This is a genomic window from Streptomyces sp. NPDC090025, from assembly GCF_044748125.1.
In the GTDB taxonomy this organism is placed as follows: Bacteria; Actinomycetota; Actinomycetes; order Streptomycetales; family Streptomycetaceae; genus Streptomyces.
This window is the reverse complement of the sequence record NZ_JBIVFL010000001.1, coordinates 1-26,422: the sequence shown is the minus strand read 5'-3', so window position 1 is coordinate 26,422 and position 26,422 is coordinate 1. Positions and strand designations below refer to the sequence as shown.

Annotated in this window: 27 protein-coding genes and 1 rRNA gene; 17 read left to right on the top strand and 11 right to left on the bottom strand. The window is 71.4% G+C overall.

Annotated elements, in window-relative coordinates; all coding sequences use genetic code 11:
• The first annotated feature begins 118 nt into the window (after nucleotides 1–118).
• The 7 genes from ACIPXM_RS00140 (at nucleotide 119) to pstB (ending at nucleotide 8,541) form a co-directional block, all read left to right on the top strand.
• Complete coding sequence (locus tag ACIPXM_RS00140) at nucleotides 119–2,440, top strand: RNA degradosome polyphosphate kinase (RefSeq protein WP_401649873.1); 2,322 nt, start codon at nucleotides 119–121, stop codon at nucleotides 2,438–2,440.
• Nucleotides 2,427–3,689 carry a CHAD domain-containing protein gene (locus ACIPXM_RS00135; protein WP_401649872.1) on the top strand — a complete coding sequence of 421 codons (1,263 nt, stop codon included), beginning with the start codon at nucleotides 2,427–2,429 and terminating at the stop codon, nucleotides 3,687–3,689. The genes ACIPXM_RS00140 and ACIPXM_RS00135 overlap by 14 nt, the downstream gene beginning before the upstream one ends.
• Nucleotides 3,690–3,730: 41 nt before the next feature.
• Nucleotides 3,731–4,177, top strand: coding sequence for an NUDIX hydrolase (locus ACIPXM_RS00130; protein WP_401649869.1), 447 nt, complete (start codon nucleotides 3,731–3,733; stop codon nucleotides 4,175–4,177).
• Between the two features lie 259 nt (nucleotides 4,178–4,436).
• Nucleotides 4,437–5,573, top strand: a complete 1,137-nt coding sequence (pstS, locus tag ACIPXM_RS00125) for a phosphate ABC transporter substrate-binding protein PstS (RefSeq protein WP_401649866.1) — start codon at nucleotides 4,437–4,439, stop codon at nucleotides 5,571–5,573.
• A gap of 115 nt (nucleotides 5,574–5,688) precedes the next feature.
• Entirely contained in the window at nucleotides 5,689–6,672 is a 984-nt protein-coding gene (gene pstC, locus ACIPXM_RS00120) for a phosphate ABC transporter permease subunit PstC (RefSeq protein WP_401649863.1), read from the top strand.
• The gene (gene pstA, locus ACIPXM_RS00115; protein ID WP_401649861.1) at nucleotides 6,669–7,739 is read left to right on the top strand and encodes a phosphate ABC transporter permease PstA; all 1,071 of its coding nucleotides are present in this window, start codon (nucleotides 6,669–6,671) and stop codon (nucleotides 7,737–7,739) included. The genes pstC and pstA overlap by 4 nt, the downstream gene beginning before the upstream one ends.
• A 25-nt stretch (nucleotides 7,740–7,764) precedes the next feature.
• On the top strand, nucleotides 7,765–8,541 hold the full coding sequence (gene pstB / locus ACIPXM_RS00110) for a phosphate ABC transporter ATP-binding protein PstB (protein ID WP_401649858.1): 777 nt from the start codon (nucleotides 7,765–7,767) through the stop codon (nucleotides 8,539–8,541).
• A gap of 128 nt (nucleotides 8,542–8,669) precedes the next feature.
• On the opposite strand, the gene ACIPXM_RS00105 is transcribed toward pstB, so the two are convergent.
• Together ACIPXM_RS00105 and ACIPXM_RS00100 are read right to left on the bottom strand one after the other, a co-directional pair.
• Nucleotides 8,670–9,668, bottom strand: coding sequence for an anion permease (locus ACIPXM_RS00105; protein WP_401649854.1), 999 nt, complete (start codon nucleotides 9,666–9,668; stop codon nucleotides 8,670–8,672).
• Nucleotides 9,669–9,674: 6 nt separating this feature from the next.
• Nucleotides 9,675–10,295 (bottom strand): DUF47 domain-containing protein, encoded by a 621-nt coding sequence (locus tag ACIPXM_RS00100; RefSeq protein WP_401649851.1) that lies wholly within the window; start codon nucleotides 10,293–10,295, stop codon nucleotides 9,675–9,677.
• Nucleotides 10,296–10,488: 193 nt separating this feature from the next.
• Between ACIPXM_RS00100 and ACIPXM_RS00095 the strand changes: the two genes are divergently transcribed.
• Nucleotides 10,489–10,872: a metal-sensitive transcriptional regulator gene (locus ACIPXM_RS00095; protein WP_401649848.1), complete on the top strand. Its 384-nt coding sequence runs from the start codon at nucleotides 10,489–10,491 to the stop codon at nucleotides 10,870–10,872.
• A gap of 83 nt (nucleotides 10,873–10,955) precedes the next feature.
• Here the strand turns inward: ACIPXM_RS00095 and ACIPXM_RS00090 are convergent, their stop codons facing one another.
• Both ACIPXM_RS00090 and ACIPXM_RS00085 read right to left on the bottom strand, forming a co-directional pair.
• Nucleotides 10,956–11,153 (bottom strand): hypothetical protein, encoded by a 198-nt coding sequence (locus tag ACIPXM_RS00090; RefSeq protein ID WP_401649845.1) that lies wholly within the window; start codon nucleotides 11,151–11,153, stop codon nucleotides 10,956–10,958.
• 114 nt (nucleotides 11,154–11,267) lie between these two features.
• Nucleotides 11,268–12,077: a hypothetical protein gene (locus ACIPXM_RS00085; RefSeq protein ID WP_401649842.1), complete on the bottom strand. Its 810-nt coding sequence runs from the start codon at nucleotides 12,075–12,077 to the stop codon at nucleotides 11,268–11,270.
• A gap of 102 nt (nucleotides 12,078–12,179) precedes the next feature.
• Here ACIPXM_RS00085 and ACIPXM_RS00080 point away from each other — a divergent pair, with 102 nt between their 5' ends.
• On the top strand, nucleotides 12,180–12,392 hold the full coding sequence (locus tag ACIPXM_RS00080) for a hypothetical protein (protein WP_401649839.1): 213 nt from the start codon (nucleotides 12,180–12,182) through the stop codon (nucleotides 12,390–12,392).
• 39 nt (nucleotides 12,393–12,431) lie between these two features.
• Here ACIPXM_RS00080 and ACIPXM_RS00075 read toward each other — a convergent pair whose 3' ends face one another.
• The gene (locus tag ACIPXM_RS00075; protein ID WP_401649837.1) at nucleotides 12,432–13,163 is read right to left on the bottom strand and encodes a phosphatase PAP2 family protein; all 732 of its coding nucleotides are present in this window, start codon (nucleotides 13,161–13,163) and stop codon (nucleotides 12,432–12,434) included.
• Nucleotides 13,164–13,342: 179 nt separating this feature from the next.
• Nucleotides 13,343–14,377: an NlpC/P60 family protein gene (locus ACIPXM_RS00070; protein ID WP_401652401.1), complete on the bottom strand. Its 1,035-nt coding sequence runs from the start codon at nucleotides 14,375–14,377 to the stop codon at nucleotides 13,343–13,345.
• 405 nt (nucleotides 14,378–14,782) lie between these two features.
• On the opposite strand from ACIPXM_RS00070, the gene ACIPXM_RS00065 reads away from it, so the two are divergent.
• From ACIPXM_RS00065 to ACIPXM_RS00040, 6 genes are all read left to right on the top strand, one after another.
• Nucleotides 14,783–15,091: a hypothetical protein gene (locus ACIPXM_RS00065; protein WP_046908545.1), complete on the top strand. Its 309-nt coding sequence runs from the start codon at nucleotides 14,783–14,785 to the stop codon at nucleotides 15,089–15,091.
• A 115-nt stretch (nucleotides 15,092–15,206) separates the two neighbouring features.
• On the top strand, nucleotides 15,207–16,013 hold the full coding sequence (locus ACIPXM_RS00060) for a hypothetical protein (protein ID WP_401649834.1): 807 nt from the start codon (nucleotides 15,207–15,209) through the stop codon (nucleotides 16,011–16,013).
• Nucleotides 16,003–17,373, top strand: coding sequence for a hypothetical protein (locus ACIPXM_RS00055; RefSeq protein WP_401649831.1), 1,371 nt, complete (start codon nucleotides 16,003–16,005; stop codon nucleotides 17,371–17,373). The genes ACIPXM_RS00060 and ACIPXM_RS00055 overlap by 11 nt, the downstream gene beginning before the upstream one ends.
• A complete protein-coding gene (locus ACIPXM_RS00050) occupies nucleotides 17,370–18,923 on the top strand; it encodes an SCO6880 family protein (protein ID WP_401649828.1) in 1,554 nt (517 codons plus the stop codon). The genes ACIPXM_RS00055 and ACIPXM_RS00050 overlap by 4 nt, the downstream gene beginning before the upstream one ends.
• A 20-nt stretch (nucleotides 18,924–18,943) precedes the next feature.
• Nucleotides 18,944–20,341, top strand: coding sequence for an ATP-binding protein (locus ACIPXM_RS00045; RefSeq protein ID WP_401649825.1), 1,398 nt, complete (start codon nucleotides 18,944–18,946; stop codon nucleotides 20,339–20,341).
• A 61-nt stretch (nucleotides 20,342–20,402) separates the two neighbouring features.
• Nucleotides 20,403–21,908 carry a type VI secretion protein gene (locus ACIPXM_RS00040; protein ID WP_401649823.1) on the top strand — a complete coding sequence of 502 codons (1,506 nt, stop codon included), beginning with the start codon at nucleotides 20,403–20,405 and terminating at the stop codon, nucleotides 21,906–21,908.
• 66 nt (nucleotides 21,909–21,974) lie between these two features.
• On the opposite strand, the gene ACIPXM_RS00035 is transcribed toward ACIPXM_RS00040, so the two are convergent.
• The 4 genes from ACIPXM_RS00035 to ACIPXM_RS00020 are packed head-to-tail and all read right to left on the bottom strand — an operon-like array spanning nucleotide 21,975 to nucleotide 23,919.
• Nucleotides 21,975–22,796, bottom strand: coding sequence for a serine/threonine-protein kinase (locus ACIPXM_RS00035; protein WP_401649820.1), 822 nt, complete (start codon nucleotides 22,794–22,796; stop codon nucleotides 21,975–21,977).
• A gap of 16 nt (nucleotides 22,797–22,812) precedes the next feature.
• A complete protein-coding gene (locus ACIPXM_RS00030; protein ID WP_401649818.1) occupies nucleotides 22,813–22,956 on the bottom strand; it encodes a hypothetical protein in 144 nt (47 codons plus the stop codon).
• 10 nt (nucleotides 22,957–22,966) lie between these two features.
• Nucleotides 22,967–23,338 (bottom strand): hypothetical protein, encoded by a 372-nt coding sequence (locus ACIPXM_RS00025; RefSeq protein WP_401649815.1) that lies wholly within the window; start codon nucleotides 23,336–23,338, stop codon nucleotides 22,967–22,969.
• On the bottom strand, nucleotides 23,335–23,919 hold the full coding sequence (locus ACIPXM_RS00020; protein ID WP_401649812.1) for a GNAT family N-acetyltransferase: 585 nt from the start codon (nucleotides 23,917–23,919) through the stop codon (nucleotides 23,335–23,337). Before ACIPXM_RS00020 ends, ACIPXM_RS00025 begins: the two co-directional genes overlap by 4 nt.
• 167 nt (nucleotides 23,920–24,086) lie before the next feature.
• On the opposite strand from ACIPXM_RS00020, the gene ACIPXM_RS00015 reads away from it, so the two are divergent.
• Both ACIPXM_RS00015 and ACIPXM_RS00010 read left to right on the top strand, forming a co-directional pair.
• Nucleotides 24,087–25,391, top strand: a complete 1,305-nt coding sequence (locus tag ACIPXM_RS00015; RefSeq protein ID WP_401649809.1) for a sensor histidine kinase — start codon at nucleotides 24,087–24,089, stop codon at nucleotides 25,389–25,391.
• Nucleotides 25,388–26,083 (top strand): response regulator, encoded by a 696-nt coding sequence (locus tag ACIPXM_RS00010; protein WP_401649805.1) that lies wholly within the window; start codon nucleotides 25,388–25,390, stop codon nucleotides 26,081–26,083. Before ACIPXM_RS00015 ends, ACIPXM_RS00010 begins: the two co-directional genes overlap by 4 nt.
• A 95-nt stretch (nucleotides 26,084–26,178) precedes the next feature.
• Here the strand turns inward: ACIPXM_RS00010 and rrf are convergent.
• Nucleotides 26,179–26,295 (bottom strand): 5S ribosomal RNA (gene rrf, locus ACIPXM_RS00005).
• Between the last annotated feature and the right edge of the window lie 127 nt (nucleotides 26,296–26,422).

Sequence of the window (26,422 nt, the reverse complement as noted above, 5' to 3'; positions counted from 1 at the left end):
CGCAATGAAGCGCTCCGTGCCCGCCCCCCTGAAGGGAAGACTTCCCAAGGGGAGGCTCCCCTCCACCGCGGCCCGCTCCGACGCGCCCGACCAGCCCTTCGCGCGGAAGAATGGGGCCATGAACCAGCAGCCCGCCGAGGTCCCGGTCCAGCCGTCCACCCCCGCTTCCGCCACGTCCGGCAAGAAGAGCGACAAGAGCGACAAGAACGCGAAGGGCACCAAGGCGACGGCCCCGCGCTCCGCCGCCGACCCGGCCCTCGGCGCGATAGCCGCCCACCGCCCGCACGCCGTCAACGGCGGCACGGCCACCGGCGGCGACCTGGACCCCGATCTGGACGCCGACCTCGACGCGTACGAGGAGGACCTCGCCGCGGGCGAGCTGCCGCACGGCCGCTTCCTCGACCGCGAGCGCAGCTGGCTCGCCTTCAACGAGCGGGTCCTGGAGCTGGCCGAGGACCCGACCACGCCGCTCCTGGAGCGCGCGAACTTCCTGGCGATCTTCGCCTCGAACCTCGACGAGTTCTTCATGGTCCGGGTCGCCGGTCTGAAGCGCCGCATCGCGACCGGCGTCGCCACCCGCTCGGCCTCCGGCCTCCAGCCGCGCGAGGTCCTGGAGCTGATCTGGACCCGCTCGCGCGAGCTCATGGCCCGGCACGCCGCCTGCTTCCAGCAGGACGTCGCCCCGGCGCTCGCGGACGAGGGCATCCACCTCATCCGCTGGCCGGAACTGACCGAGAAGGAGCAGGCGCGCCTCTTCACCCTGTTCCGGCAGCAGATCTTCCCGGTGCTCACGCCGCTGGCCGTGGACCCGGCGCACCCCTTCCCGTACATCTCGGGCCTGTCCCTGAACCTCGCGGTCGTGGTCCGCAACCCGGTCAGCGGCCACCGCCACTTCGCCCGGGTGAAGGTCCCGCCGCTGCTCTCCCGGTTCCTGGAGGCGTCCCCGGAGCGCTACGTCCCGCTGGAGGACGTCATCGCGGCGCACCTGGAGGAGCTGTTCCCCGGCATGGAGGTGCTGGCGCACCACATGTTCCGGGTGACCAGGAACGAGGACCTGGAGGTCGAGGAGGACGATGCGGAGAACCTGCTCCAGGCCCTGGAGAAGGAGCTCATGCGGCGCCGCTTCGGTCCGCCGGTGCGCCTGGAGGTCGAGGAGTCGATCGACCCGTACGTGCTCGACCTGCTGGTGCGCGAGCTGAAGATCTCGGACGCCGAGGTGTATCCGCTGCCCGGGCCGCTCGATCTGACGGGCCTGTTCGGGATCGCGTCGCTCGACCGGCCGGAGCTGAAGTTCCCCAAGTTCGTCGCGGGCACCCACCGGGACCTGGCGGAGGTGGAGTCGGCGTCGGCGCCGGACATCTTCGCGGCGGTGCGCGAGCGCGACGTGCTCCTGCACCACCCGTACGACTCCTTCTCCACCTCCGTGCAGGCGTTCCTGGAGCAGGCGGCGGCCGACCCGGACGTCCTGGCGATCAAGCAGACCCTGTACCGCACCTCCGGCGACTCCCCGATAGTCGACGCCCTGATCGACGCGGCCGAGTCCGGCAAGCAGGTCCTCGTCCTGGTCGAGATCAAGGCGCGCTTCGACGAGCAGGCCAACATCAAGTGGGCCCGCAAGCTGGAGGAGGCGGGCTGTCACGTCGTGTACGGCCTGGTCGGCCTGAAGACGCACTGCAAGCTGTCCCTGGTGGTCCGCCAGGAGGGTGACGTGCTGCGCCGCTACAGCCACGTCGGCACCGGCAACTACCACCCGAAGACGGCCCGGCTGTACGAGGACCTGGGGCTGCTCACGGCGGACCCGCAGGTCGGCGCGGACCTGTCCGACCTGTTCAACCGGCTCTCCGGCTACTCCCGCCGGGAGACCTACCGGCGCCTGCTCGTGGCGCCCAAGTCGCTCCGCGACGGCCTGGTCTCGCGGATCAACAAGGAGGTCGCGCACCACCGCGCGGGCCGCCCGGCGTACGTGAAGATCAAGGTCAACTCGATGGTCGACGAGGCCATCATCGACGCCTGCTACCGCGCCTCCCAGGCGGGGGTGCCGGTGGACATCTGGGTCCGCGGCATCTGCGCGGTACGGCCGGGCGTCGAGGGCCTGTCCGAGAACATCCGGGTCCGCTCGGTGCTCGGCCGCTTCCTGGAGCACTCCCGGATCTTCGCCTTCGGCAACGGCGGCGAACCGGAGGTGTGGCTCGGCAGCGCCGACATGATGCACCGCAACCTGGACCGGCGCATCGAAGCCCTGGTCCGGGTCTCCGACCCCGCCCACCGGGCAGCCCTGACCCGGCTCCTGGAGACCGGGATGTCCGACACCACCTCCTCCTGGCACCTCGGCCCGGACGGGAACTGGACGCGGCACGCGACCGACCCCGAGGGCCAGCCGCTCCGGCACGTCCAGGAGATGCTCATCGACGCGCGGAGGCGCCGGCGTGCACAACCCTGACATCACCTCGGACACCCCGCCGGGCCTCGCCCCGGACGGTACGCCCGCGGTCTCGACCATGACGTCCGGCACGGCCTCGTCCGGCTTCCCCGCCGTCCCCGCCGCCCCCGCCGTCCTCACCTCCCCCGCACCGGCCCGGGCCGGGCGGCGGGCGGCGGGCGGCAAGGGCGCCGCCGGTCTCGCGGCCCCGCCCGAGCACACGCCGGAGCACGCCCCCGGGCTCGCCCCCGGGCTCTCGTCCGGGCTCGTGGCGGAGTTCTCGCCCGAGCTCTCGGCGGGCGAGGTGCTCGCCCCCTATCTGCACGCGCGGGCCGCGGACTTCCTGCGCGGGCTGCGGCTGCACACCGAGAGCGGCGCCGACACGGCGGGCGCCGAGGAGGCCGCCCGTACGCTGCGGGCCGCCGCCCGCCGGATCAGCGGCACCCTGCACACCTTCCGGCCGCTGCTCGACGCCGCCTGGGCCGACCAGCTGCGCACCGAACTGGCGTGGCTGTCCGGCACCCTGGCCCTCGAACACGCCTGCACCTCACGGCTGGTCCGGCTGCTCGACGCGCTGTCCCGGCTCGCCGGTGACGGCACCGGGCACGCGGGTCCCGGCGGGGTGCCCGCGGCCCGCGCCGGCGACGGCGCCCGCGGCCTGACCGTCGGCGCCGCCCGGGCGGGCGCGCTGCTCGAACGCCAGCTGACGCTCGCCAGGACCCGCGCGCACTCCGCCGCGCTCCAGGCCCTGGGCTCGTCCCGGTTCCACGCGGTGGCCGACGCGGTGGCGCTGCTCGCGTCCGAGGTGCCGCTCGGCCCGGCGGGCGCGGCCCGGGCGACCGAGGTGCTGCGGGCGCCCGCGACGGTGGTCGAGCACCGGCTGCTCGACCAGGTGGGGGTGCTGCCGCTGAGCCGCGCCGCCCACCCGTACAACGCGGAGGCGCTGGCGCTCGCGGCGGGCGAGGCGCAGGACGCGCCCTGGCACCAGACCCGCAGCCTGCTGCGGCTCCACCGGTACGCGGGTGAGGTGGTGCACGGCACGGCCGAGCAGGATCCGGTGCTCCGGGAGGCCGGGCGGGCGCTCGACCAGCACCGGGACGCCGCCGAGGCGGCGGGCGCCGCGGCGGCGGCGGCCCGTACCCCTCGGATCGCCCCGGCGACGGCGTACGCGCTGGGCGTGCTGCACGCGGACCAGCGGCACGAGGTGGAGGCGGCCCGGTTCGCCTTCCAGCGCGCGTGGTCGCGCACGGCGGCGCCGGCGGTGTCGTGATCCTGGCGGCGGGCTGTGTGCTGTGGCGCCCGGTTCCGGCCATGCGCGCCACACCCGGCACCGCGCCCGGCACCGCGCCCGGTGTCACACCCGGCGCCTCACCCGGGCCGGCCCCGGCCGCCTCCCGCGCGGCCGGCCCGGGCATCGAGGTCGCCCTCGTGCACCGCCCCAAGTACGGCGACTGGTCGCATCCCAAGGGAAAGCTGAAGCGCGGGGAGACCCTCGCGGCGTGCGCGCTGCGTGAGGTCAAGGAGGAGACCGGCCAGTTCTGCGAATTGGGCGCGCGGTTGCCTTCCGTCTCCTATCTGGCGCACGGCCGCCCGAAGGAGGTCCACTACTGGGCCGCCCGCGCGCTCGGCGGCGCGTTCACGCCCTCGGACGAGGTCGACGCGGTGTGCTGGCTGCCGCCCGCCGAGGCCAGGGAGCGGCTGACGCAGCCGCGGGACCGGGAACTGCTCGACGCGCTGCTCGCCGCTACCGTTCGGTAACGGGACGATCACGGAATCGGGGTCCCCGACCACCCCCGAGGCGGGTTCTGCTGGCGTCCGAGGATGACGCACCCGCACTTACGGCACGGTTCACCTTCCGTTCACTCTCCCCCGTCGACCGCTTCACCTGATCTGCCTAATTTCGGCTGTACACGGTGCACGCCTCAGTGGTGCACCGATCACCCCGACACACGCCGCCGTACAACGTTCTGGACAGCAAAGGTCCACGGCAGGCGAATTCTGGAAGGAACAGCCGAAAGTGAAGCTTTCGCGTAAGAACGGGCTTCGCGCCTCCGCGATCGGTGCCCTCGTCGTTTCCGGCGCGCTCATGCTCTCGGCGTGTGGTTCGGACAACAACAGCGAGCCCACCAAGGGTGGCGACAAGACCTCCGCCGCCGCGTCGAACATCAAGTGCGACGGCGCCAAGGGCCAGCTGCTTGCCGCCGGCTCCAGCGCGCAGAAGAACGCGATGGACCTGTGGGTCAAGAACTTCCAGGCCGCCTGCTCCGGCGTCGAGATCAACTACCAGCCCATCGGTTCCGGTGGCGGTATCACCAAGTTCAACCAGGGCCAGGTCACCTTCGCGGGTTCCGACTCCGCCCTGAAGGACGAAGAGGTCGCGGCCTCGCAGAAGATCTGCACCGGCGGCAAGGGCGTCAACCTGCCGATGGTCGGTGGCCCCATCGCCATCGGTTACAAGCTGGACGGCGTGGACAACCTGGTCCTGGACGCCCCCACCCTGGCGAAGATCTTCGACAACAAGATCACCAAGTGGAACGACCCGGCGATCGCCAAGCTGAACTCCGGCGCGAAGCTGCCCGACTCCACCATCCAGGCGTTCCACCGCTCGGACGAGTCCGGCACCACCCAGAACCTGGGCAAGTACCTCTCCGCCGCGGCCCCGGCCGACTGGAAGTACGACCCGAAGAGCAAGTCGTGGCCCGCCAAGGACGGCCAGGCCGCCAGCGGCTCCTCCGGTGTCGCCACCGCGGTCAAGGACGCCGAGGGCTCCATCGGCTACTTCGAGCTCTCCTACGCGACCGCCAACAAGATCAGCACGGTCAGCCTGAACACCGGTGCCGCCGCCCCCGTCGCCGCCACCGCCGAGAACGCCTCCAAGGCGATCGCCGCGGCCAAGGTCAAGGGCACCGGCAGCGACCTGGCGCTGTCCCTCGACTACACCACCAAGGCCGAGGGTGCCTACCCGCTGACCCTGGTGACGTACGAGATCGCCTGCGACAAGGGCAACAAGGCGGAGACCCTGCCGACCCTGAAGGCGTTCCTCAACTACACCGTCAGCGAGGAGGGCCAGAAGGTCCTCACCGACGCCGGCTACGCCCCGCTCCCCGCGGAGATCGCCGCCAAGGTCCGCACGATCGTCCCCACCCTGTCCTGACCCCCGACCGGGGACGGCCCTCCTCCTCCCGTAGGGGGGCCGTTCCCGGCATCCGGTGCACCGCCGCCAGGGGCCGTACGTCATCCGTACCGGCCCCGTAGACCGGAGAACTCAGATGGCTACGACCACACCCGACACACCCGACATACAAAGGAGCCGGCGCGCCAAGAGCGCGACCCGCCCCGGTGACCGCGTCTTCAGCGGCCTCTCCAAGGGCTCCGGCATCGCGCTCCTCGTGATCATGGCCTCCATCGCGGGCTTCCTCACCTGGCGCTCCGCACTGGCCATCTCCAAGGACAGTGCCAACTTCTTCACCACCTTCGAGTGGAACCCCGCGGGCACCCCGCCGGTCTTCGGCATCGCCGTGCTCGCCTTCGGCACGATCGTCTCGTCGATCATCGCCATGGCCATCGCCGTGCCGGTCGCCATCGGCATCGCGCTGTTCATCTCGCACTACGCCCCGCGCAAGCTGGCCAAGCCGCTCGCGTACGTGGTCGACCTGCTCGCCGCCGTGCCCAGCATCATCTACGGCCTCTGGGGCGCGATCTTCCTCGTGCCCTACCTCGGCGGCCTGAACAAGTGGCTCGACACGTACTTCGGCTGGACCTACATCTTCGACAAGGCCAGCGACGGCGTCGCCCGCAACATGTTCACCGTCGGCATCCTGCTGGCGATCATGATCCTCCCGATCATCACCAACGTGTCCCGCGAGGTCTTCCTCCAGGTCCCGAAGATGCACGAGGAAGCCGCGCTCGCCCTCGGCGCCACGCGCTGGGAGGTCATCCGCATGTCGGTGCTGCCCTTCGGCCGCTCCGGCATCATCTCCGCCTCCATGCTGGGCCTCGGCCGCGCCCTCGGCGAGACGATGGCCGTCGCCGTCGTCCTCTCCCCCAGCTTCGTGCTCTCGGGCCACCTGCTCGACCCGGGCGGCGGCACCTTCGCCCAGAACATCGCCGCGAAGTTCAACGAGGCCAACGAGTACGGCCGCGACGCCCTGATCGCCTCCGGTCTCGTCCTCTTCGTCATCACGCTGCTGGTCAACGGCGCCGCGCGCATGATCATCGCGCGCCGCAAGGAGTACTCGGGGGCGAACGCATGAGCCACGCCATACAGGATCGTCCGGTCTCCGTGGCCGCCCGCCGCCCGCTCGCGCAGGCCCAGCTCCCGCGCTGGACCCCGATCGCCATCGCCATAGGCTCCATCGCCGCCGCGATCGGCCTCAGCCTCGCGGCCGGCTGGACCAGCAAGGTCCAGTGGGGCATGATCGCCGCCCTGTTCTTCGTCATCGGCACGTTCGCCATCACCACCAAGGTGGAAGGCGCCCGCCAGGCCAAGGACCGCGTCGCGACCAGCCTCGTCTGGGTCTGCTTCGTCCTCGCCGTCGTCCCGCTGGTCTCCCTCGCCTGGGTGACGATCAGCAAGGGCGTCGAGGCGCTCGACCCCTACTTCCTGACCCACTCGATGAACGGCGTCCTCGACGCCGAGGCCGGCGGCGGCATCTACCACGCGCTGCTCGGCACCATCGAGCAGGTCGGCATCGCCACCCTGATCGCCGCGCCGATCGGTCTGCTCACCGCGGTCTACCTGGTCGAGTACGGCAAGGGGCGGCTCGCCAAGGCGGTCACCTTCTTCGTCGACGTCATGACGGGCATCCCGTCGATCGTCGCGGGTCTCTTCGTCCTCACCACGTGGACCCTGATGCTGGACTTCGGTCCTTCCGGGTTCGCCGGTTCGATGGCCCTCGCGATCCTGATGATGCCGGTCGTCGTCCGCTCCACCGAGGAGATGCTGAAGCTCGTCCCGAACGAGCTCCGCGAGGCTTCCCTCGCCCTCGGCATCCCGAAGTGGCGCACGATCCTGAAGGTGGTCCTGCCCACCGCGATCGGCGGCATCACCACGGGCGTCATGCTCGCGGTCGCCCGCATCACCGGCGAGACGGCCCCCGTACTCCTCCTCGTGTTCGGTACGAAGCTCATCAACCCGAACCCCTTCGAAGGCGCCCAGTCCTCCCTGCCGCTCTACGTGTACGAGCAGTACTCGGTCGGCACCGACGCAGCCGTGGCCCGTGCCTGGGCCGCAGCGCTCGTCCTGATCGCCTTCGTCATGATCCTCAACATGGTGGCCCGCGGCATCGCCCGCTGGAAGGCCCCCAAGACCGGCCGCTGACCGCGGCGAACTGGAAGTGATTCAGATGGCCAAGCGAATCGACGTCAGCGGCCTCTCCGCGTACTACGGCGCCCACAAGGCGATCGACGACATCTCGATGACCGTCGAGCCCCGCTCCGTGACTGCCTTCATCGGCCCGTCCGGCTGCGGCAAGTCCACCTTCCTGCGCACCCTGAACCGGATGCACGAGGTCACCCCCGGTGGCCGCGTCGAGGGCAAGGTGCTGCTGGACGACGAGAACCTGTACGGCGCCGGGGTCGACCCGGTCTCGGTGCGCCGCACCGTGGGCATGGTGTTCCAGCGCCCCAACCCGTTCCCCACCATGTCGATCTTCGACAACGTGGCGGCGGGCCTGCGCCTCAACGGCTCGTACAAGAAGTCCGAGCTGAACGACATCGTCGAGCGCTCCCTCAAGGGCGCGAACCTCTGGAACGAGGTCAAGGACCGCCTGAACAAGCCGGGCTCCGGCCTCTCCGGCGGTCAGCAGCAGCGTCTGTGCATCGCCCGCGCCATCGCGGTCGAGCCCGACGTCCTGCTGATGGACGAGCCCTGCTCGGCCCTCGACCCGATCTCGACGCTGGCGATCGAGGACCTGATCGGCGAGCTCAAGGAGCGCTTCACGATCGTCATCGTGACGCACAACATGCAGCAGGCCGCCCGCGTCTCCGACCGCACCGCCTTCTTCAACCTGGCGGCGGTCGGCCAGCCCGGCAAGCTGATCGAGCTCGACGACACCGAGCGCATCTTCTCCAACCCGAGCGTCCAGGCGACCGAGGACTACATCTCCGGCCGCTTCGGATAAACACGTTGTACGGCGCTGCATGGCGGTGCCGCCGTACGACGAACCGGGCCCGGCTCCCCTCAGGGGAGCCGGGCCCAACCATGTGCCGCTGTTCGTTTGTCCGTACCGTACGGGGCTGCCGCCCGGCCTCAGCCGAAGAAGAGCGCGACGACGTAGTAGCTCAGCGCGGCGACAAGAGCTGCGGCCGGCATCGTGATGAACCAGCCGAGGATGATGTTCTTGGCCACGCCCCAGCGGACCGCGTTGACCCGCTTGGTCGCACCGACGCCCATGATGGCGGAGGTGATCACGTGGGTCGTCGAGATCGGCGCGTGGAAGAGGAACGCCGAGCCGAACATGATCGACGCACCGGTGGTCTCCGCGGCGAACCCCTGCGGCGGGTCCAGCTCGATGATCTTGCGGCCGAGGGTCCGCATGATCCGCCAGCCACCCGCGTAGGTGCCGAGCGACAGCATCACGGCGCACGCGATCTTCACCCAGACCGGGATCTCGTCGCCCGCCTGCTGCACATCGGCGATGACCAGGGCCATCACCACGATGCCCATCGTCTTCTGGGCGTCCTGCAGACCGTGGCCGAGCGCCATGCCCGCCGCCGAGACGGTCTGCGCGATCCGGAAACCGCGCTTCGCCTTGTGCGGGTTGGCCTTGCGGAACATCCACAGGATCGCGCACATGACCAGGTAACCGGCGATCAGACCGACCACCGGCGAGACGAACATCGGGATGACGACCTTGTCGAGCACGCCCGACCAGATGACCTCCGTGCCGCCCGCGAGCGCCGCGCCCACCATGCCGCCGAACAGGGCGTGCGAGGAGGAGGACGGCAGTCCGAAGTACCAGGTGACCAGGTTCCAGATGATCGCGCCGACCAGCGCGGCGAAGAGGATGCCCATCCCCTTGTCGCCGTGCGGGGTCTCGATCAGGCCCTCGCTGACGGTCTTGGCGACGCCGCTGCCGAGGAACGCACCGGCCAGGTTCATCACCGCGGCCATGGCCAGCGCCGCCCGCGGGGTCAGCGCCCGGGTCGACACCGAGGTGGCGATGGCGTTGGCGGAGTCGTGGAAGCCGTTCGTATAGGTGAAGCCGAGCGCGACGCCGATGGTCACGATCAGGGCGAAGGTGTCCACGAAGCCTCAGGACTCCTTGACGGCGATGGTCTCCACCGTGTTCGCCACGTGCTCGAACGCGTCCGCCGCCTCTTCGAGGACATCCACGACCTGCTTGAGCTTCAGCACCTCGATGGCGTCGTACTTGCCGTTGAAGAGGTGGGCGAGCAGCTTGCGGTGGATCTGGTCGGCCTGGTTCTCCAGCCGGTTGACCTCGATCCAGTACTCCGTGAGGTTCGCCATGGTCCGCAGGTTCGGCATCGCCTCCGCGGTCAGCTCGGCCGCCCGCGAGAGCACCTCGATCTGCTGCTCGACGCCCTTCGGCAGCTCCTCGATGTTGTAGAGGACGACCAGGTCGACGGCCTCCTCCATGAAGTCCATGATGTCGTCGAGGCAGGACGCGAGGGAGTAGATGTCCTCGCGGTCGAACGGCGTGATGAAGGAGGAGTTCAGCTGGTGGAAGATGGCGTGGGTCGCGTCGTCGCCGGCGTGCTCCGCTGCCCGCATCCGTTCCGCGATCTCGGCCCGGGCGGACGCGTCCGCTCCGAGCAGTTCCATCAGGAGCTTCGAGCCGGTGACGATGTTGTCCGCGGACGCGGCGAACATGTCGTAGAAGCTCGTCTCCCTGGGGGTCAGACGAAATCGCACGTGGGGTCCTCGGGGTGCTGGGTTTCGGTCAGGCTGATGCTAGGCGCATCATCCGGCCACGGCTAACCGGCGTCCCTTCAGTGTCGCCCATCAGGCACAGTGATCTGCACGGGCCCCCGCCCCGTTTCGCGGGGCTCGGTACCATATACCCACGAGGGGTATACACACCCTTTCTGGACAACGGAGGGACGCGATGACGACCACCGAGGCGGACCAGCTCACCCCCGAGACCGCCACCCCCGAGACCCCTGCTTCCGGCGGAGCCGCCGCGGCCGGTACCGACCACGACCACGGCGTGCACGGCTACCACAAGCAGAAGGACGAACACCTCAAGCGGCTGCGCCGGATCGAGGGCCAGATCCGCGGTCTGCAGCGGATGGTCGACGAGGACACCTACTGCATCGACATCCTCACCCAGGTGTCCGCCTCCACCAAGGCGCTGCAGTCCTTCGCGCTGCAGCTCCTGGAGGAGCACCTGCGGCACTGCGTGGCGGACGCGGCCACCAAGGGCGGCGACGAGATCGAGGCCAAGGTCGAGGAGGCCACGAAGGCGATCGCGCGGATGCTGCGGACCTGACCGGAGCCGTCGGCCGGGGCAGCTGCCTCCGGCCGTCGGCGACCGGCCACCGGCGACGAGCCACCGGCTCCCGGCTGTCCGCCTTATCCGTCCCGTCCGCCCTGTCCGCCGTCCGTGCCGACCCGCAGCACCCGCAGCACCTCGTCGATGCGGTCGGCGCTCAGCCGCTCCTCCTCGATCGCCGAGGCCGCGATGATCAGCTCACCGCACAGTTCGATTTCGGCCAGGGCCACGCACTCGGGGTCGCCGAGCGCGATCGCGGTACCGGGCGGCGGAGCCATGCGCTTTCCCCTCTTCTGCCGTCATCGGTCTCCCAGCGTAGGGAGCGCCCTACGCACCGCACATGACACGTCCGGACCATTTGCCGATGACGCACCCGTCCTAGAGGGGGTGCCCTACGCCTTGATCCGTCCGGCGTAGATGTCCCCGTGGGCCGGCAGCCGTACCGTCACCCGGGTCCCGAACCCGTACAGGAGTGTGGTCGAGGCGACCGCGACCGTACGGCCCTGGTTGCTGAAGCTGAACTGGTGGCGCACCTTGCGCAGCCGGCCGGCCTCGTCCAGATAGGCGTCGAAGGGCACCGCGTCGGTGGTGAACCCTTTCGCCGCGGCGGCGAGCGCGCCGCGCACCTGGGGCGCGGCGAGCCGGGCGGCCTCGGCGAGGTCGGCGACGCCCCGGTAGTGCCGGACCCTGGCCCCGGCGAGGTCGACCTCGCCGACGTAGGTCACCTTGCGGGCGCCGCGCAGCAGTTCGGCGGCGGCGGCCGGGTCGGTGGCGCCGCCGGTGACGAGGTTGCCGTCGTCGAGGGTGGTGGTGTCGACCCGTACCCACTTGTCGGCGGGGACCCCGGCGCCGCGGTTCTTCATGTAGAGCGCGCCGGGCGCGAGGAGCTCGGTGATCGGGCGGTGCGCGCTCTCGCCGGACGCGTCCTTGGGGAGCACCACCCGCAGGGTGCCGGTGCGGCGGCGGAAGTCGTAGGCGCCCTCGCCGCGGATGGTGACCCGGGTGCCGCCGGACGCCATCTCCATCGAGGTGCTGGCCTTGGCCGTACCGGCCCTGGCCAGTGCCTCGGCGGCGTCGCGGACGCTGCTCGCCGGGTCGCCGCCGCCGGGGGGCGCGTCGTCGGTGGGGGCGGCACAGCCGCCGACCATCAGGGTGGCGGCCACGGCCCATGCCCCGCCCGTGCGTCCGCTCCGCAGCACCATCGCTCGCCGACCCCCAATGCCGTCCCTACGGCCGCTGTCCGGATCCCGCCCACCGGATAACGATGGTCGGGACCGGTCGTCACGCGCAGTACGGTGGTTGACGTGCACGAGCAGTCCGCGGAGCCTCCGCAGCCCCTCTCCGACCAGCACCCTTCGTCTTCCCGGCACCACGCGACGACGGCCGAGAACGGTCCGTTCGCGTTCGCCTCCTGCAGCTGCGGCTGGCGCGGCCCGGCCCGAAGATCCCGCGACCGCGCGCGCCGGGACGTACCGGAGCATCTGGCGTCGGCGGCCGCGGACGACAGCTCCCCCTGATGGCCCGTCGGCCGGGCGCCTCCGGGCTGCTGCGGGGTGCTACGCGGCGAGGTCGTTCTCCCCGTTGCCCGGCCCGGCCTGGGCCCCGAGCCGGGGGTCGGGGATGACGGCGGTCCCGGCCAGCGCGGGCTGCCGGTCCCCGGCGCGCCGGGAGCGGACCAGGCGGCCGGCCCGCGGCGCGCGGGCGACGGCGGAGACCAGCGGGGTGAGCAGGGCGAGCGCGAGCGGCGCGAGGAGCAGGGCGACCGCGGTGCCGAGGGCGAGCCCGCCGAGCACGTCGGTCGGATAGTGGACGCCCATGTAGACCCGGCAGAAGCCCTCGACGAGGGCCAGGCCGATGGCGAGCAGCCCGTACCTGCGGTGGGCGACGAACACCCCGACGGCGAGGGCCATCGCGAGGGTGGCGTGGTCGCTGACGAAGGAGAAGTCGGTCTTGCCGCCGATGAGGACCTCGAGTCCCTGGTGGTCCTTGAAGGGGCGGGGCCGTTCGACGAAGCCGCGGATCGGGATGTTCACGAGCACCGCGATGCCGGCCGCGAGCGGCGCCCAGAGCAGTCCGGCGAGGCCCGTCACCGAGTCGTTGACGGTGCCGCGGCGGCGCACGCTCCACCAGCAGCCGAGCACGACGAGGACGAGGGCGAGCATGATCCCGTACTCGCCGACGAACTCCATGACGCGGTCGAACCACGGCGGGGCGGCCTTCGCCAGCCCGTTGATGTCGTAGAGCAGGCTGACATCGGGGTTCGAACCGTCCGATGCGAGTCCAGCCATCTGCCGCCGCCCCTTGCTTGTCGTGTGCGAGTGTCCAACCCCCGTGGTCAGAACGGTCGGATCGGGAAACGATCCGTTCGAGGGCAGCGTTCCGCTCACCGCCCAAGATCACTACGACGTTACCCAAAGGTGACGCCCCGTCGCAGCCCAGGGCCGTAGCCTCACGCTGCGTGGCGCCCTCACGCCTGCTGCGGCAGATGCGTGGGCAGTGCCGCCGCGCCGTCCTCGGTGACCCGGGTGGCGCCGAAGTAGTCCGGGGTGTCGATGCGGTCGAAGCGGATGACGGCCCCGGTGCGCGGCGCGTCGATCATGTAGCCGCCGCCGACGTAGATGCCGACGTGCCGGATCGCCCGCGAGTTGGTCAGGTCGTCCGAGAAGAACACCAGATCGCCCGGGAGCAGTTCGTCCCGGCTCGGGTGCGGCCCCGCGTTGTACTGGTCGTTGGCGACCCGTGGCAGCTCGATGCCCACCGACTGGTACGCCGCCTGGGTGAGCCCCGAGCAGTCGAACCGGCCGCCCTGCGCGGCCGTGCCGGTGCCGCCCCAGAGATAGGGCGTGCCCAGCTTCTGCTGCGCGTAGTAGATCGCCCCGGCCGCCTGCCGCGACGGATCGACCCGGCCGACCGGCCGCGCGAAGCTCTTCTCCAGGGACCGGATGATCTTCACGTAGTGCTGGGTCTCACGGATCTGCGGCACCCCGCCGGACCTGATGACCCGGTAGGCGCCCGCGTTGTACGCCGCCAGCATGTTGTTCGTGTTGTCGCCCGGGACCTTCTTCACATAGCCGGCCAGCTCGCAGTCGTACGAGGCGGCCGACGGGATCGCGTCCTTCGGGTCCCACACGTCACGGTCCCCGTCGCCGTCCCCGTCGATGCCGTGCGCGGCCCAGGTGCCGGGGATGAACTGCGCGATGCCACGGGCGTTGGCGGGCGACACGATCGTGGGGTTCCAGCCGCTCTCCTGGTACAGCTGCGCGGCGAGCAGCGCGGGGTTGAGCGCCGGGCAGAGGTTGCCCCACTTCTGCACCAGAGCCTGGTACGCGGCGGGCACGGCGCCCTTCGCGAGCGCCACGGTCCCGTTCTTGCCGCCCCCGCCGCCGAGCATCCCGGCCGCGGCGGAGTAGGTACCGACGACGAGCAGCGCGACGAAGGAGAGACAGACCCCGATCGCCCCGCCGCCGAGCAGCCACGCCCCGCGTGCCTTACGCACCGTCAACCACCCCTCGGCTCCGGCCAGTACGGCTCTGGACACCCCGTCGGACCAGTCTAGGTGGCGGCCCGTCACTTCCGGGCGTGGACGAACCGGACGTCCGGGAAGTGTCCGGCTCCCGGCCGGATCCGGATCCCCGTCCGGACACCCGGACGGCGCCCCAAAGGTGCCACAACGACAATCATTGCCCGGAGTCACCCCCCGTGATACACAGAGTGACCATACGCTCCCTCGCGCAGAACCGGCCGCCCCATCGCAGGTCAAGACGGTCGGATCGGTCATGTGTACGGGGATCGGGTAAAGAGAGCCGCCAAGCCGTCACACGCGGGCGGTTTCATCAGCGAAGATAGGGTCGACGACCCATGCCATCGGGCATGGGCGACGAACTACCCAACAGGGGCGGTGAGTTACATGTACCTGGCGGCCGAGAAGGGCGACATCACCACCATCATCGGTGGAATCGCCCCGAACTGGGGGCCTTTCGGGAGCCTGGGCGCCGAGGCCAAGGTGATGATCGAGGTCGTGATGGCCGTGGCCATCCTGCTCTGTCTCGGCATCGCCATCTGGGGCGCGGCCAAGCAGCGGATCGGCGCCACCGCGCTCCGCGACACCTTCAGCGCCGAACAGGGCAAGGGCCTGATCGTGGCCGGACTGACCGGAGTCTTCATCATCGGCTCCCTGGGGACGCTCTTCACCATCGTGTACGGGATGGCCGTCTAACCCGTTTCTCACCAACGAGGTCGCGTTCCCTGATGTCCAGTCACCACGCCGCGCCCGCGCGGCAACCAGCCCGCCATTCGTCGTACCCGCGAACGGTCGAGGGAGCGTACCCGGCATGAGCTTCGGCGAAGAGCACGACGGCCAGACCCGCACCCGCCTCCCCGACCCGACCCCCGGCACCCCCCGCCCCACCGGCCGCGGCTCCCGCTCGCTGCTCGCGGTGCTCGGCGTGGTGGCCCTCCTGATCGCGGCGATCGCCCTCGCCAACCGCGGCGGCGACCCCACCGACCCCCCGACCGCAGGCTCCCCCCAGGCCACCGGCCCCGCCTCGGCGGCGCCGACGAACCCGACGGGGGTGGCCCCGGTGACGGGTAAGAACGGGGCGATCGCGGCGGGCTTCGCGCGGGACGAGCAGGGGGCGCAGAGCGCGGCGGCGAACTACGCGGTGGCGCTGGTCTCCGCGGACATCCTCAAGCCCGACCGGCGCGGTGACATCGTGCGCGGGGTCTTCGCCGAGGACAAGGCCGCCGAGATGGAGTCCAGGCTGAACGAGGCGTACAGCAAGGAGTTCCTCGACAAGCTCGGCCTCGACGCCCAGGGAAATGCCGCCGCCGGGATGACCTATGTGTCGCGCACCGCGCCCGTCGGCACCAAGGTGACCCGGTTCGACCAGAACACGGCCACCGTCGAGGTGTGGTGCACCGGCGTGTTCGGTACGGCCGGGGTCGGCTCGAAGAACCCCGTGACCAACGACTGGTTCACGATGACCCTCGCCCTGCGGTGGACCGGTGGCGACTGGAAGCTCGACTCCTTCGCCCAGAAGGAAGGCCCCGCCCCGGTGAACGGCGACCGCGTCGCGTCCGACGCCGACGTCATCTCCAAGGCCGTCCAGGAGTTCGGAGGCTTCACCTATGCGCGCTGACTCCCGTCTGCCGCTCCGGCTGACGACCGCCCTGGTGGCCGTCCAGACGACCGCCGTCCTGCTGGCCGCCCGCGCCTACGCCGCGCCGACACCGACCCCCACACCCCCGGGAACCCCGACACCGTCGCCGTCCGGCAAGGGCCAGTGCGACCTCATCGTCGGCCCCGCCCGCGAGTACTGCGAGAACGGTCAAGGCCCGAGCGGCGGAGCGCCCCGCCTCGACGACCCCAACGCCTCCCTCGACCCCCTCTCCTCCCTCGCCAACGGCTGCGCCAAAGCCGCCGCCTGGGTCGTCGACACCCTCTCCTCCGCCGTCAAGAGCACCGCCACCGTCGACTTCACCAACCTCGAATTCCTCGGCCGCTACGCCATCGTCTTCGCCGCCGCCACCTTCCTCACCCTCCTCCTCTGGCTCCTCGCCGTCGCCAAGCGAGCCATCCGCGGCGTCCCCCTCGCCACCGCCCTCTCCGAAGCCGTTGGCTTCCTCTGGCTCACCGTCCTCGCCTCCGCCTTCACCCCCCTCATCCTCTACACCGTCGTCAACGCCACCGACGCCATCACCGAGGTCATCGCCTCCGGCACCGGCCAGCAGACCGACGTCTTCTTCGGCAGCTTCAAACAAGCCCTGGAGAAGGGCGACAGCATCGGCGGCGGGCCGATCATGCTCATCATCGTCTCGCTCGTCACCGTCCTCGCCGCAGGCGTCCTCTACCTCGAACTCGTCCTGCGCGCCGTCCTCCTCTACGTCGGCGCCCTCCTCGGCGTCGTCGTCTACTCCGGCCTCGTCGACAAGAACATGTGGGGCCACGTCCGCCGCTGGGCCGGCATCATGATCGCCGTCATCCTGGTCAAGCCGGTCATCGTGATCGTCCTCGGCCTCGCCGGCGCCCTCTCCTCCGGCACCGGACCCGACTCCTTCTCCGCCGTCGTCTCCGGCCTCGCCATCATCCTGCTCGCGATCTTCGCCTCCGCGATGATCTACCGCTTCGTCCCCGGCTTCGGCGACGAGATCATCGCCTCCCGCAACAACCGCCTCCACCGCGCGGGCGAGAACACCGCCGCCGCCGTCATCTCCTCCCCCGCCTCCCTCGTCTCCCAGGGCATCAAGACCCACAGCAGCCGAGGCGACGGCGGCGGAGGCGGCGCCACTCCGGCTCCCCGCCCCGCCAACCCGCTCTCCGGCGGCGTCGCCGCCCACAGCAGCCGAGGCGGCCAGGGCGGCGGAGGCACCGGAGGCGGCGGCACCCCACCGCCCGCCCCCCGCAGCGGCAGCCCCACCGCGGGCACCCCGCACACCAGCCGTAACAGCGGCACAGGCAACATCAGCAAGAACACAGGAGCAGGAGGTGCAGGGCGTTGACGACCCAGTCCCAGCCGGTCTCGCCCCGCCGCACGTATCTCATCGGCCGCGCCCGGCCGAACGCGATCGTCGGCAAGAACCGCGAGACCGGCGAGATCGCGCTCATCATCGCCGGCGCCTTCCTCGGCATGATGAGCGGACTGATCGTCCCCGTCCTGTCCCTGCGCATCGTGCTGCTCATGGGCTTCCCCATGCTCGCCCTCGCCGCCGTCTACGTGCCGTACAAGCACCGCACGCTCTACAAGTGGTTCGAGATCAACCGCAGTTACAAGCGGATGCTCAAGCGCGGCACCGCCTACCGCTCCACCGCCGCCGAATCCGGCACCCGCCTCGACGGCCGCGAGATCGAGATCGGCCCGCCCCCCGGCATCGGCCGGATCAGCTGGCTCGCCGCCCCCTTCGGCCCCGACGAGATCGCCGTGCTCCTGCACGCCGACCGCCGCACCGTCACCGCCGCCATCGAGATCGAGGGCCCCGGCGTCGGCCTGCGCGACTCCGAGGACCAGGAAGCCCTCGTCGACCGCTTCGGCACCCTCCTCAAGCACGTCGCCAACGGCGACGGCTTCGTCACCCGCCTGCAGATGCTCGCCCGCACCCTGCCCGCCGACCCCGACGCCCACGCCAAGGACGTCGCCCAGCGCGGCGACCACCAGGCCCCCGGCTGGCTCCAGGAGTCCTACGACCAGCTCCAGTCCATGGTCTCCACCTCCAGCGAGCAGCACCGCGCCTACCTCGTCGCCTGCATGCACTACACCCGCGAACTCGCCGCCGAGGCCAACGCCATGGCCCGCGCCACCCGGCACGCCGCCGGCACCCGCCGCCTCGACCGCGACGCCGGACTCGCCGTCGTCATGGCCCGCGAACTCACCGACATCTGCGCCCGCCTCGCCGAGGCCGACATCCGCGTCCGCCAGCCCCTCGGCCAGTCCCGGCTCGCCTCCCTCGTGCACTCCATGTACGACCCGGACCACCCCATCGACCACATCCAGGCCATGACGAAACGAAACGCTTGGCCGGCCGAACTCGACGCGATGGAACCGACGTACCTCCAGGCCAAGACCCGCGAGTCGACCACCCGCGCCCCCTGGTGCCACGCCACCGCCTGGGTCAAGGAATGGCCGATGACCCCCGTCGGCGTGAACTTCCTCGCCCCGCTCCTCGTCCACACCCCCGACGTCATCCGCACCGTCGCCGTCACCATGGACCTGGAGCCCACCGAAGTGGCCATCGAGCGCATGCTCACCGAGAAGACCAACGACGAGGCCGAGGCGTCCCGCCAGGCCAAGATGAACCGAACCGTCGACCCCCGCGACATCGCCGCCCACGGGCGACTCGACCAGCGGGGTGAAGATCTCGCCAGCGGCGCGGCCGGCGTCAACCTCGTCGGGTACATCACCGTATCGGCGCGCTCACCCGAAGCCCTGGCCCGGGACAAGCGCACGATCAGGGCCTCCGCCGGCAAGTCCTACCTCAAGCTGGAATGGTGCGACCGCGAGCACCACCGGGCCTTTGTGAACACCTTGCCGTTCGCGACCGGCATCCGCCGCTAGGGCCGAAGGGGCACAGACCGATGCGAGATCCGCTGTCCGTCCTCACCGAAGCCTTCACCTCCTTCCTCTTCGGCAAGGTCGAGACGACCCGCCTGCCCGTGCGCACCTCCACGGGCCAGGCCCAGGCCGTCTACCTGCCGACCGCGGCCCCCGGCCTCGGCGACTCCGGCGTGATCATCGGCCGCGAGGTCTACAGCGGCAAGGGGTACATCTACGACCCCTTCCAGCTGTACGGCCAGCAGCTCCCCGCCCCGCACTGGCTGGTCCTCGGCGAGTCCGGCAACGGCAAGTCCGCGCTCGAGAAGACCTATGTGCTGCGCCAGCTCCGCTTCCGCGACCGCCAGGTCGTCGTCCTCGACGCCCAGGGCGAGGACGGCGTCGGCGAATGGAACCTCATCGCGCAGGAGCTGGGAATAACTCCCATCCGGCTCGACCCGATGGTCGCCAACGACTCCGGCATCCGCCTCAACCCCCTCGACCCGGCCATCACCACCACCGGCCAGCTCGCGCTGCTCCGCACCATCATCGAAGTCGCCATGGGCCACGGCCTCGACGAACGCTCCGGCTTCGCCCTCAAGGTCGCCCACGCCTTCGTCACCGAGCACATCACCGAACGCCAGCCGATCCTCACCGACATCGTCGAGCAACTCCGCCACCCCGAGGCCGAGTCCGCCGAGGCCATGAACGTCGACATAGACGATGTACGGGCCTGGGGCCTCGACGTCGCCCTGGTGCTCGACCGGCTCGTCGACGGCGACCTGCGCGGCATGTTCGACGGCCCCACCACCGTCGGCATCGACCTCGACGCCCCGCTCATCGTCTTCGACCTCTCCCACATCGACCGCAACTCCATCGCCATGCCGATCCTCATGGCGATCGTCGGCGTGTGGCTGGAACACACCTGGATCCGCCCCGACCGGAAGAAGCGCATCTTCCTCGTCGAGGAGGCGTGGCACATCATCAACAGCCCGTTCGTGGCCCAGCTGTTCCAGCGTCTGCTCAAGTTCGGCCGCCGCCTCGGCCTGTCCTTCGTCGCCGTCGTCCACCACCTCAGCGACGTCGTCGACGGAGCCGCCGCCAAGGAGGCCGCCGCGATCCTCAAGATGGCCTCCACCCGCACCATCTACGCCCAGAAGGCCGACGAGGCCCGCTCCACCGGCCGGGTCCTCGGCCTGCCCCGCTGGGCGGTCGAGATCATCCCCACCCTCACCCCCGGCATCGCCGTCTGGGACGTCAACGGCAACGTCCAGGTGGTGAAACACCTCATCACCGAGAAGGAACGCCCGCTCGTCTACACCGACCGCGCCATGACCGAGTCCTCCCACCCGGGCGACCCCGAACTGGAATGGGAGACCGAGCAGCGGGCCATGCTCATCGAGCAGCAGATGAACAACCCCTCGCAGTCGACGGTGGCATGAACGACGGCACGGACGGCGGCACGAAGGACGGCACGGACGGCGGCACGAAGGACGGCATGAGATGAGCAGAGAGGCACGGGAAGCACGGAAGGAGGGCGGCATCCCCGACGGACTCGTCGTCGGACTGCTCGCCCTCCTCCTCGCCCTCGCCGTCCTGATCTGGACGGCGACCGGCCTCTCCGGCCTCCTCGCGCACGGCGGCTGGCCGCCCGGCGTCACCTTCACCGCCACCCCGCCCGCGCTGCGCTCCCTGCTCACCGCCCCGACCGACCTCCCCGCCGCCTGGCCGGCCACCCCGCCCGGCGCCCTCTCCGGCTACGGCCTGTTCTGGGGCCTGGTCATCGGCGAGGCGATGATCCTCGCCGTGCTCGCCGTCTTCGCCCTCGGCACCCTCGCCCGCTGGCGCACGGTCCGCGCGAGCCGACGGGCGGGCGCGTACGAGAAGCGGATGGCGTACGGGAAGGGCGCGGCGTACGGGAAGGGCGCGCGGCGCGCCGAGCGCGAGCAGCGCCCGGAGCCGCACCCGTACGAGCCCCCGGCCCCGCTACAGGCCCCGCCCCCGCCCCGTACCCCCGTGGACCTCGCCGAGCCCGCACCCGGGCTCGCACCCACCCCCGCACCCGAGCCCACCCCGCCGGTGGCCACCCCCCGGATCGTCTACGCCCCCGCCGCCGCCCGCCGCCCGCTCGCCACCCAGGCGGTACGGGACGCGGAGGGCGCGGTCCTGGTCGTCACCTCGGACCCCGCCCTGTGGGCCGACACCAAGGACGCCCGCGGCAAACTCGGCCCGGTCCTCGTCTACGACCCCTCGCACCTCTGCGACACCCCGGCCCGGCTGCACTGGAGCCCGTCCGAGCAGTGCGAGGACCCGGACACCGCCCGCGACCGGGCGGCGGCGCTGCTCGCGCCGGTACGCCCGCAGGCCCGGCTCGACGCGGCCGTCGCCGACACCGCCGAAACGCTCCTGCGCTGCTGGCTGCACGCCGCCGCCGTAGACGGCCGGCCGTTCAAGCAGGTGCACCGCTGGGCCCAGGGCACCGACGCCCACGAACCGGTACGGATCCTCCGCACCCACCAGAAGGCCGCCGCGGGCCACGCGGGACTCCTCGAATCCGCCCTCACCGCGCACCCCGAACGCCGGGCCGCCGCCCAGGAACTGACGGCGCGCGCGCTGTCCGTCCTGTCGTCCGTCCACATCCGGCAGGCATGCACGCCGAATCGAACTGACTCGCTCACGCTCGCATCTTTCGTCGCCGAGCAGGGCACCCTTTACGTGGTGGGTGAACCGATCGAGGACCCGCGCACCCACCCGGGCGCGATGCCCCTCCTGACCGCGCTCGCCGCAAGCGTGGTCGAGCACGGCCGCCGCATGGCCGCACGGTCATCCGACGGTCGGCTCGACCCACCACTGACCCTGGTCCTCGACGACGTCGCCGCCGTCGCCCCGCTCCCCCGGCTCCCCGAGCTCACCGCCACCGGCCATGACCTCGGCCTGCCGACCCTCGCCCTGATGCGCTCCCAGGAACAGGCCCGCGCCCGCTGGCCCGAACCCCTCCCCCAGCTCTGAAGGACCGCTCGGCCCGCGTACGGGACCAAGACGCCCGCCTCCGCCTCCTCGTCCCTCCGGGCGCCGTCATCGGCTCCTGGCCACTCCGTTGGCCATCAGGACAAGCCCGACGACGAACGCGACCAGGAGCAGCCACGGCTGACTCATCACCAGCCCGACCAGCACCCCGCCGACGCACAGCACCGCCCCACCGATCGCGGCGAACCGCCCCGGCGTCAGCCACCCCCGGTCCACCTCACCCCTGGGCCTGGGCCGGACGACCCGCGACGGCGGTACGGGCGGCTCAGGAGGCTCCGACACCTCGGTGACCACAGGCGCCACAGGCTCCACAGCCCCCGGCTCCGGCCCCCACCCGGCCACCGTCACCGTCACGGTCGCCTCCGCACCGCCTCCACCTCCCAGCCACGCCACCAACTCGTCCGCCGTCGGCCGCGCCCCCGCGTCCTTCGCCAGACAGCGCCGTACGACACCGAGCAGCTCCTCCGGCACCCCGTCGAGCACCGGCTCGTCATGCACCACCCGGAACAGCAGCGCGGGCACGCTCCCCACCCCGAACGGCCCCTCCCGCCTCGCCGCGAAGGCCAGCACCGCGCCCAGCGAGAAGACGTCGCTCGGCGCGCCCACCGGCCGCCCCAGGGCCTGTTCCGGCGACATGAAGCCGGGCGTCCCGACCACGAGCCCCGTCCCGGTCAGCGCCGTCGCACCCTCCAGGGCCTTCGAGATGCCGAAGTCGATGATCCGCGGCCCGTCCTCGGTGACCAGCACGTTCGACGGCTTGAGGTCCCGGTGCACCAGACCGCTGCGGTGGATCGTCTGCAGCGCCTCCGCGAGCCCCGCCCCGATCAGTCGCAGCTCCGCCGCTCCACCCCTGCCAAGGCGAGGGGACACCGGGCGGCCGGGCCCGTCAGAGCTCCCGCCACCGCGGCAGGCGATCGTCCGGCACCTCGGGGGAGGCGAAGTGGAACGGCACCCCGAGCCGCTCGGCCAGCGCCCGCCCGGCCACGGCCGCCGCCGCCCCGGGCGAAGGATCACCGGCCCGCCGGTACACGACCGCCAGTTCACCCTCCCCCCCTCGACTCCCCGTCCGACTCCCCGTCCGGCTCTGCCAGGACCGCGACCAGCACCACGAACCAGTCGTGCACGGTGTCGCCGTCCCACAGCCCCTCCACCGCCACCACCCGACCGGGCAGCGCCTCGGCGCGGGCCACCAGCGAGGGCAGGTCGAGCGGATCCGGCGGCGTGCGCCGCACCCGGTCACCCAGCGCCTCGTACCGGGCGTGGACGACCGCCTCGGCCTCGTGAAGGCCGACGCCCAACGGACGCAGCGCCTCCCAGACCGACTTCACCGCCGACATCCGACGGTCCCGCAGCACGTCCGCGTCGACCTCGGCACGCGTCCGCTCCTCCAGCCAGCGCCACCAGCCGCTCACACCCCGGCGCCCTGACCCGTCTCCCTGCGCACCTCGTACTCCACCTCGTCCAGGTGGTCGCTGCCCGGCGTCGCCATCCGCGCGCCCGTCGCGACGAAACCGAAGCGCTGGTAGAAGGCGGCGGCACGCGCGTTGTCCTCGTGCACATACAGCCGGACCCGCTCCACCACCGGCTCCGCGAGCCCCCACGACCAGTCGACCGCAGCCCGGAACAGCGCGTCGGTCACCCCGATCGCGGCACCGCGCGCCTCGGGCCGGACGAACACCCCGACCACATGCGTCTGCTCGCACGCCGGCACGTCCCCGAAGTACGACTCCACCCCCGCGCGCTCGACGAGCACCGACGCCGTGCCGACCCAGCGCCCGTCCACCGTCTCCGCCACGAACTGCCGCACCTGCCCGTCGCCCGTCTCGGCGGCGCCCGCCGCCCGCTCCTGCCAGAACGCGTCGGAACGGCCGAGCCCGTCCTCGTACGACTCCAGGAAGGCGATGTGCGCGACCGGGTCCTGGAGCGCGGCGAGCCGCAGCTCACGCACCCGCTCCCACTCGTCGGCGCGAATGCTGCGAATTGAATAGTCCATGCGCCGATCCTCACCATCGACACGCCCCCTGACAAGCAATTTTGTCCCTCGGGCCTGCTGCGGGTACGCCCCCGGGTACGACTCCGGTACGACCCGGGCACGCCCCCGCCCCGCGCGTACGACCCTGGTACGACGCCCGCCCCGCGCCCACCGACGAGGATGTACGGGTGACCCGCGCCGAGCCCCCGAAGCCACCCACCAGCACCACGAACGTCAGCACCACGAGCGTCAGCACCACGGGCCCCACCCGTTACATCGGTCGGCTCCTCGCCCGGGCCCGGGCCTTCGACGCCGTACGACCGTGGGTGTGGGACACGGCGGTGACCGGCACCTGGACGGTCGCCGCGCTCGTCGACGCGGCGGGCGGCTGGCGGTCCGTCGCCGCCGACCCGACCGTGCCGTCCTGGCTCGTCGTCGCCGTCAGCCTGGCCCTCGCACTCCCGCTCCACCTGCGCCGCCGCCACCCGACGGCGGCGCTCGTCGTGATGGCGGCGGCGACCCTGGTCAGCGAGGTGTCCGGCGCGTTCCTGCAGGGCGCCTTCCTCCAGGTCATCCCGCTGTTCCACATCGCCCTGACCCGCCCGCCCCGCGCCCTGCTGTGGGCGGCCGCGCTGCTCGTACCGCCGCTCGTCATCGGCGGTCTGCGCTTCCAGGCCGACACCTGGGACGCGCACGCCTCCCCGGCCGTGTGGTCGTACCTCTTCGTCGCGCTGCTCGGCATCACCGTCCGCTCCCGCAGGGAGGAGCGCGACCAGGAGGTCCGGCTCGCCGCGGCCGACGAACGCGCCCGGATCGCCCGCGAGATGCACGACATCATCGGCCACAACCTCGCCGTGATCACCGGTCTCGCCGACGGCGGCCGCTACGCCGCCGCCAAGAACCCCGAGCGGGCCGCCCAGGCCCTCGACGCGATCGGCACCACCAGCCGGCAGGCCCTGGCCGAACTCCGTCGGCTGCTCGGTGTCCTCGGCGACGAGGAGACGGCGGTACGGAGCCCCCAGCCGGGTCTCGACGAACTCCCGGCCCTGATCGACGGCGTACGGAGGGCGGGCCTCCCGGTCGACGCGCACCTCGCCGCACCGGCCCACCCGCTGCCGCCCGGCGCCCAGTTGACGGTCTACCGGGTGGTCCAGGAGTCCCTGACCAACACCCTGAAGCACGGCGGCCCGGCCGCCACCGCGACGGTGACGCTGGCTCCGGCCCCGGCTCCGGACGACGGCGGCCTCGTCGTCACGGTCACCGACACCGGCCGCGGCCGGCACATCGACGGCATCGACGGCATCGACGGCGTCCACGCCAACGGCAACGGCAACGGCATCGCCGGAATGCGCGAGCGGGCGGCGCTCTACGAGGGCACACTCGAATGCGGCCCGCCGCCGACCGGTGGCACCGGCTGGCAGGTCAGGCTCCGCCTTCCCGCCCGCCTTCCGGCTCACCTTCCCGCTCCCACTCAGGAGGACTCCCGCCCGTGACGACCGTGCTGATCGCGGACGACCAGCCGATGCAACGCTTCGGTTTCCGCATGCTGTTGGAGAGCCAGGACGACATGACGGTCGTCGACGAGGCGGCGAACGGCACGGAGGCGGTCCGCCTCGCCGACCGGCACCGCCCGGACGTGATCCTCATGGACATCCGGATGCCGGGCCTCGACGGCATCGAGGCCACCCGCCGTGTCGTCGCCACCGGCGCCCGCACCCGCGTCCTGATCGTCACCACCTTCGACCTGGACGAGTACGCGTACGAGGGCCTGCGCGCGGGCGCCAGCGGCTTTCTGGTGAAGGACGCCCAGCCCGAGGAGCTGCTCGCGGGCATCCGCGCGGTCGCGAGCGGCGACGCGGTGGTCGCCCCGAGCCTCACCCGCCGGCTCCTGGACACCTACATCCACCATCTGCCGAGCCCGCTCCCGAAGCCCGCGGCCGCCGAACCCGCCGTGGTCCGCCGGAGCCAGGACCCGCGCCTCGCCGGCCTCACCGAGCGCGAGCACGAGATCCTCACGGTCATCGGCCGGGGCTGGACGAACACGGAGATCTCGGCCCGGCTCCACCTCGCCGAATCGACGGTGAAGACGCATGTCACCCGCGTCCTCGCGAAGACCGGCTCCCGCGACCGCATCCAGGCGGTGATCCTGGCGTACGACACGGGCCTGGTGTCCCCGGCGGACTGAGCCGCAAAAGTTGGTCCGGTAAATTGGTCCGGAAAAATGCCCCGGAACGCAGAAAAGCCCCGCACCATAAGGTGCGGGGCTTTCCCACAATGATTGTTCGGCGGCGTCCTACTCTCCCACAGGGTCCCCCCTGCAGTACCATCGGCGCTGAAAGGCTTAGCTTCCGGGTTCGGAATGTAACCGGGCGTTTCCCTAACGCTATGACCACCGAAACACTATGAAGTTCGACCGGAAAAACACACGGTCGTTGCTTCAGAACAAACACAGTGGACGCGAGCAACTGAGGACAAGCCCTCGGCCTATTAGTACCGGTCAGCTCCACCCATTACTGGGCTTCCA

Bases quoted from the DNA above. Each gene is read 5' to 3' on its own strand.
- ACIPXM_RS00140 (WP_401649873.1), top strand. From the start codon at position 119: ATGAACCAGCAGCCCGCCGAGGTCCCGGTCCAGCCGTCCACCCCCGCT.
- ACIPXM_RS00130 (WP_401649869.1), top strand. From the start codon at position 3,731: ATGCGCGCCACACCCGGCACCGCGCCCGGCACCGCGCCCGGTGTCACA.
- pstC (WP_401649863.1), top strand. From the start codon at position 5,689: ATGGCTACGACCACACCCGACACACCCGACATACAAAGGAGCCGGCGC.
- pstA (WP_401649861.1), top strand. From the start codon at position 6,669: ATGAGCCACGCCATACAGGATCGTCCGGTCTCCGTGGCCGCCCGCCGC.
- pstB (WP_401649858.1), top strand. From the start codon at position 7,765: ATGGCCAAGCGAATCGACGTCAGCGGCCTCTCCGCGTACTACGGCGCC.
- ACIPXM_RS00095 (WP_401649848.1), top strand. From the start codon at position 10,489: ATGACGACCACCGAGGCGGACCAGCTCACCCCCGAGACCGCCACCCCC.
- ACIPXM_RS00090 (WP_401649845.1), bottom strand. From the start codon at position 11,153: ATGGCTCCGCCGCCCGGTACCGCGATCGCGCTCGGCGACCCCGAGTGC.
- ACIPXM_RS00085 (WP_401649842.1), bottom strand. From the start codon at position 12,077: ATGGTGCTGCGGAGCGGACGCACGGGCGGGGCATGGGCCGTGGCCGCC.
- ACIPXM_RS00075 (WP_401649837.1), bottom strand. From the start codon at position 13,163: ATGGCTGGACTCGCATCGGACGGTTCGAACCCCGATGTCAGCCTGCTC.
- ACIPXM_RS00065 (WP_046908545.1), top strand. From the start codon at position 14,783: ATGTACCTGGCGGCCGAGAAGGGCGACATCACCACCATCATCGGTGGA.
- ACIPXM_RS00060 (WP_401649834.1), top strand. From the start codon at position 15,207: ATGAGCTTCGGCGAAGAGCACGACGGCCAGACCCGCACCCGCCTCCCC.
- ACIPXM_RS00055 (WP_401649831.1), top strand. From the start codon at position 16,003: ATGCGCGCTGACTCCCGTCTGCCGCTCCGGCTGACGACCGCCCTGGTG.
- ACIPXM_RS00045 (WP_401649825.1), top strand. From the start codon at position 18,944: ATGCGAGATCCGCTGTCCGTCCTCACCGAAGCCTTCACCTCCTTCCTC.
- ACIPXM_RS00040 (WP_401649823.1), top strand. From the start codon at position 20,403: ATGAGCAGAGAGGCACGGGAAGCACGGAAGGAGGGCGGCATCCCCGAC.
- ACIPXM_RS00020 (WP_401649812.1), bottom strand. From the start codon at position 23,919: ATGGACTATTCAATTCGCAGCATTCGCGCCGACGAGTGGGAGCGGGTG.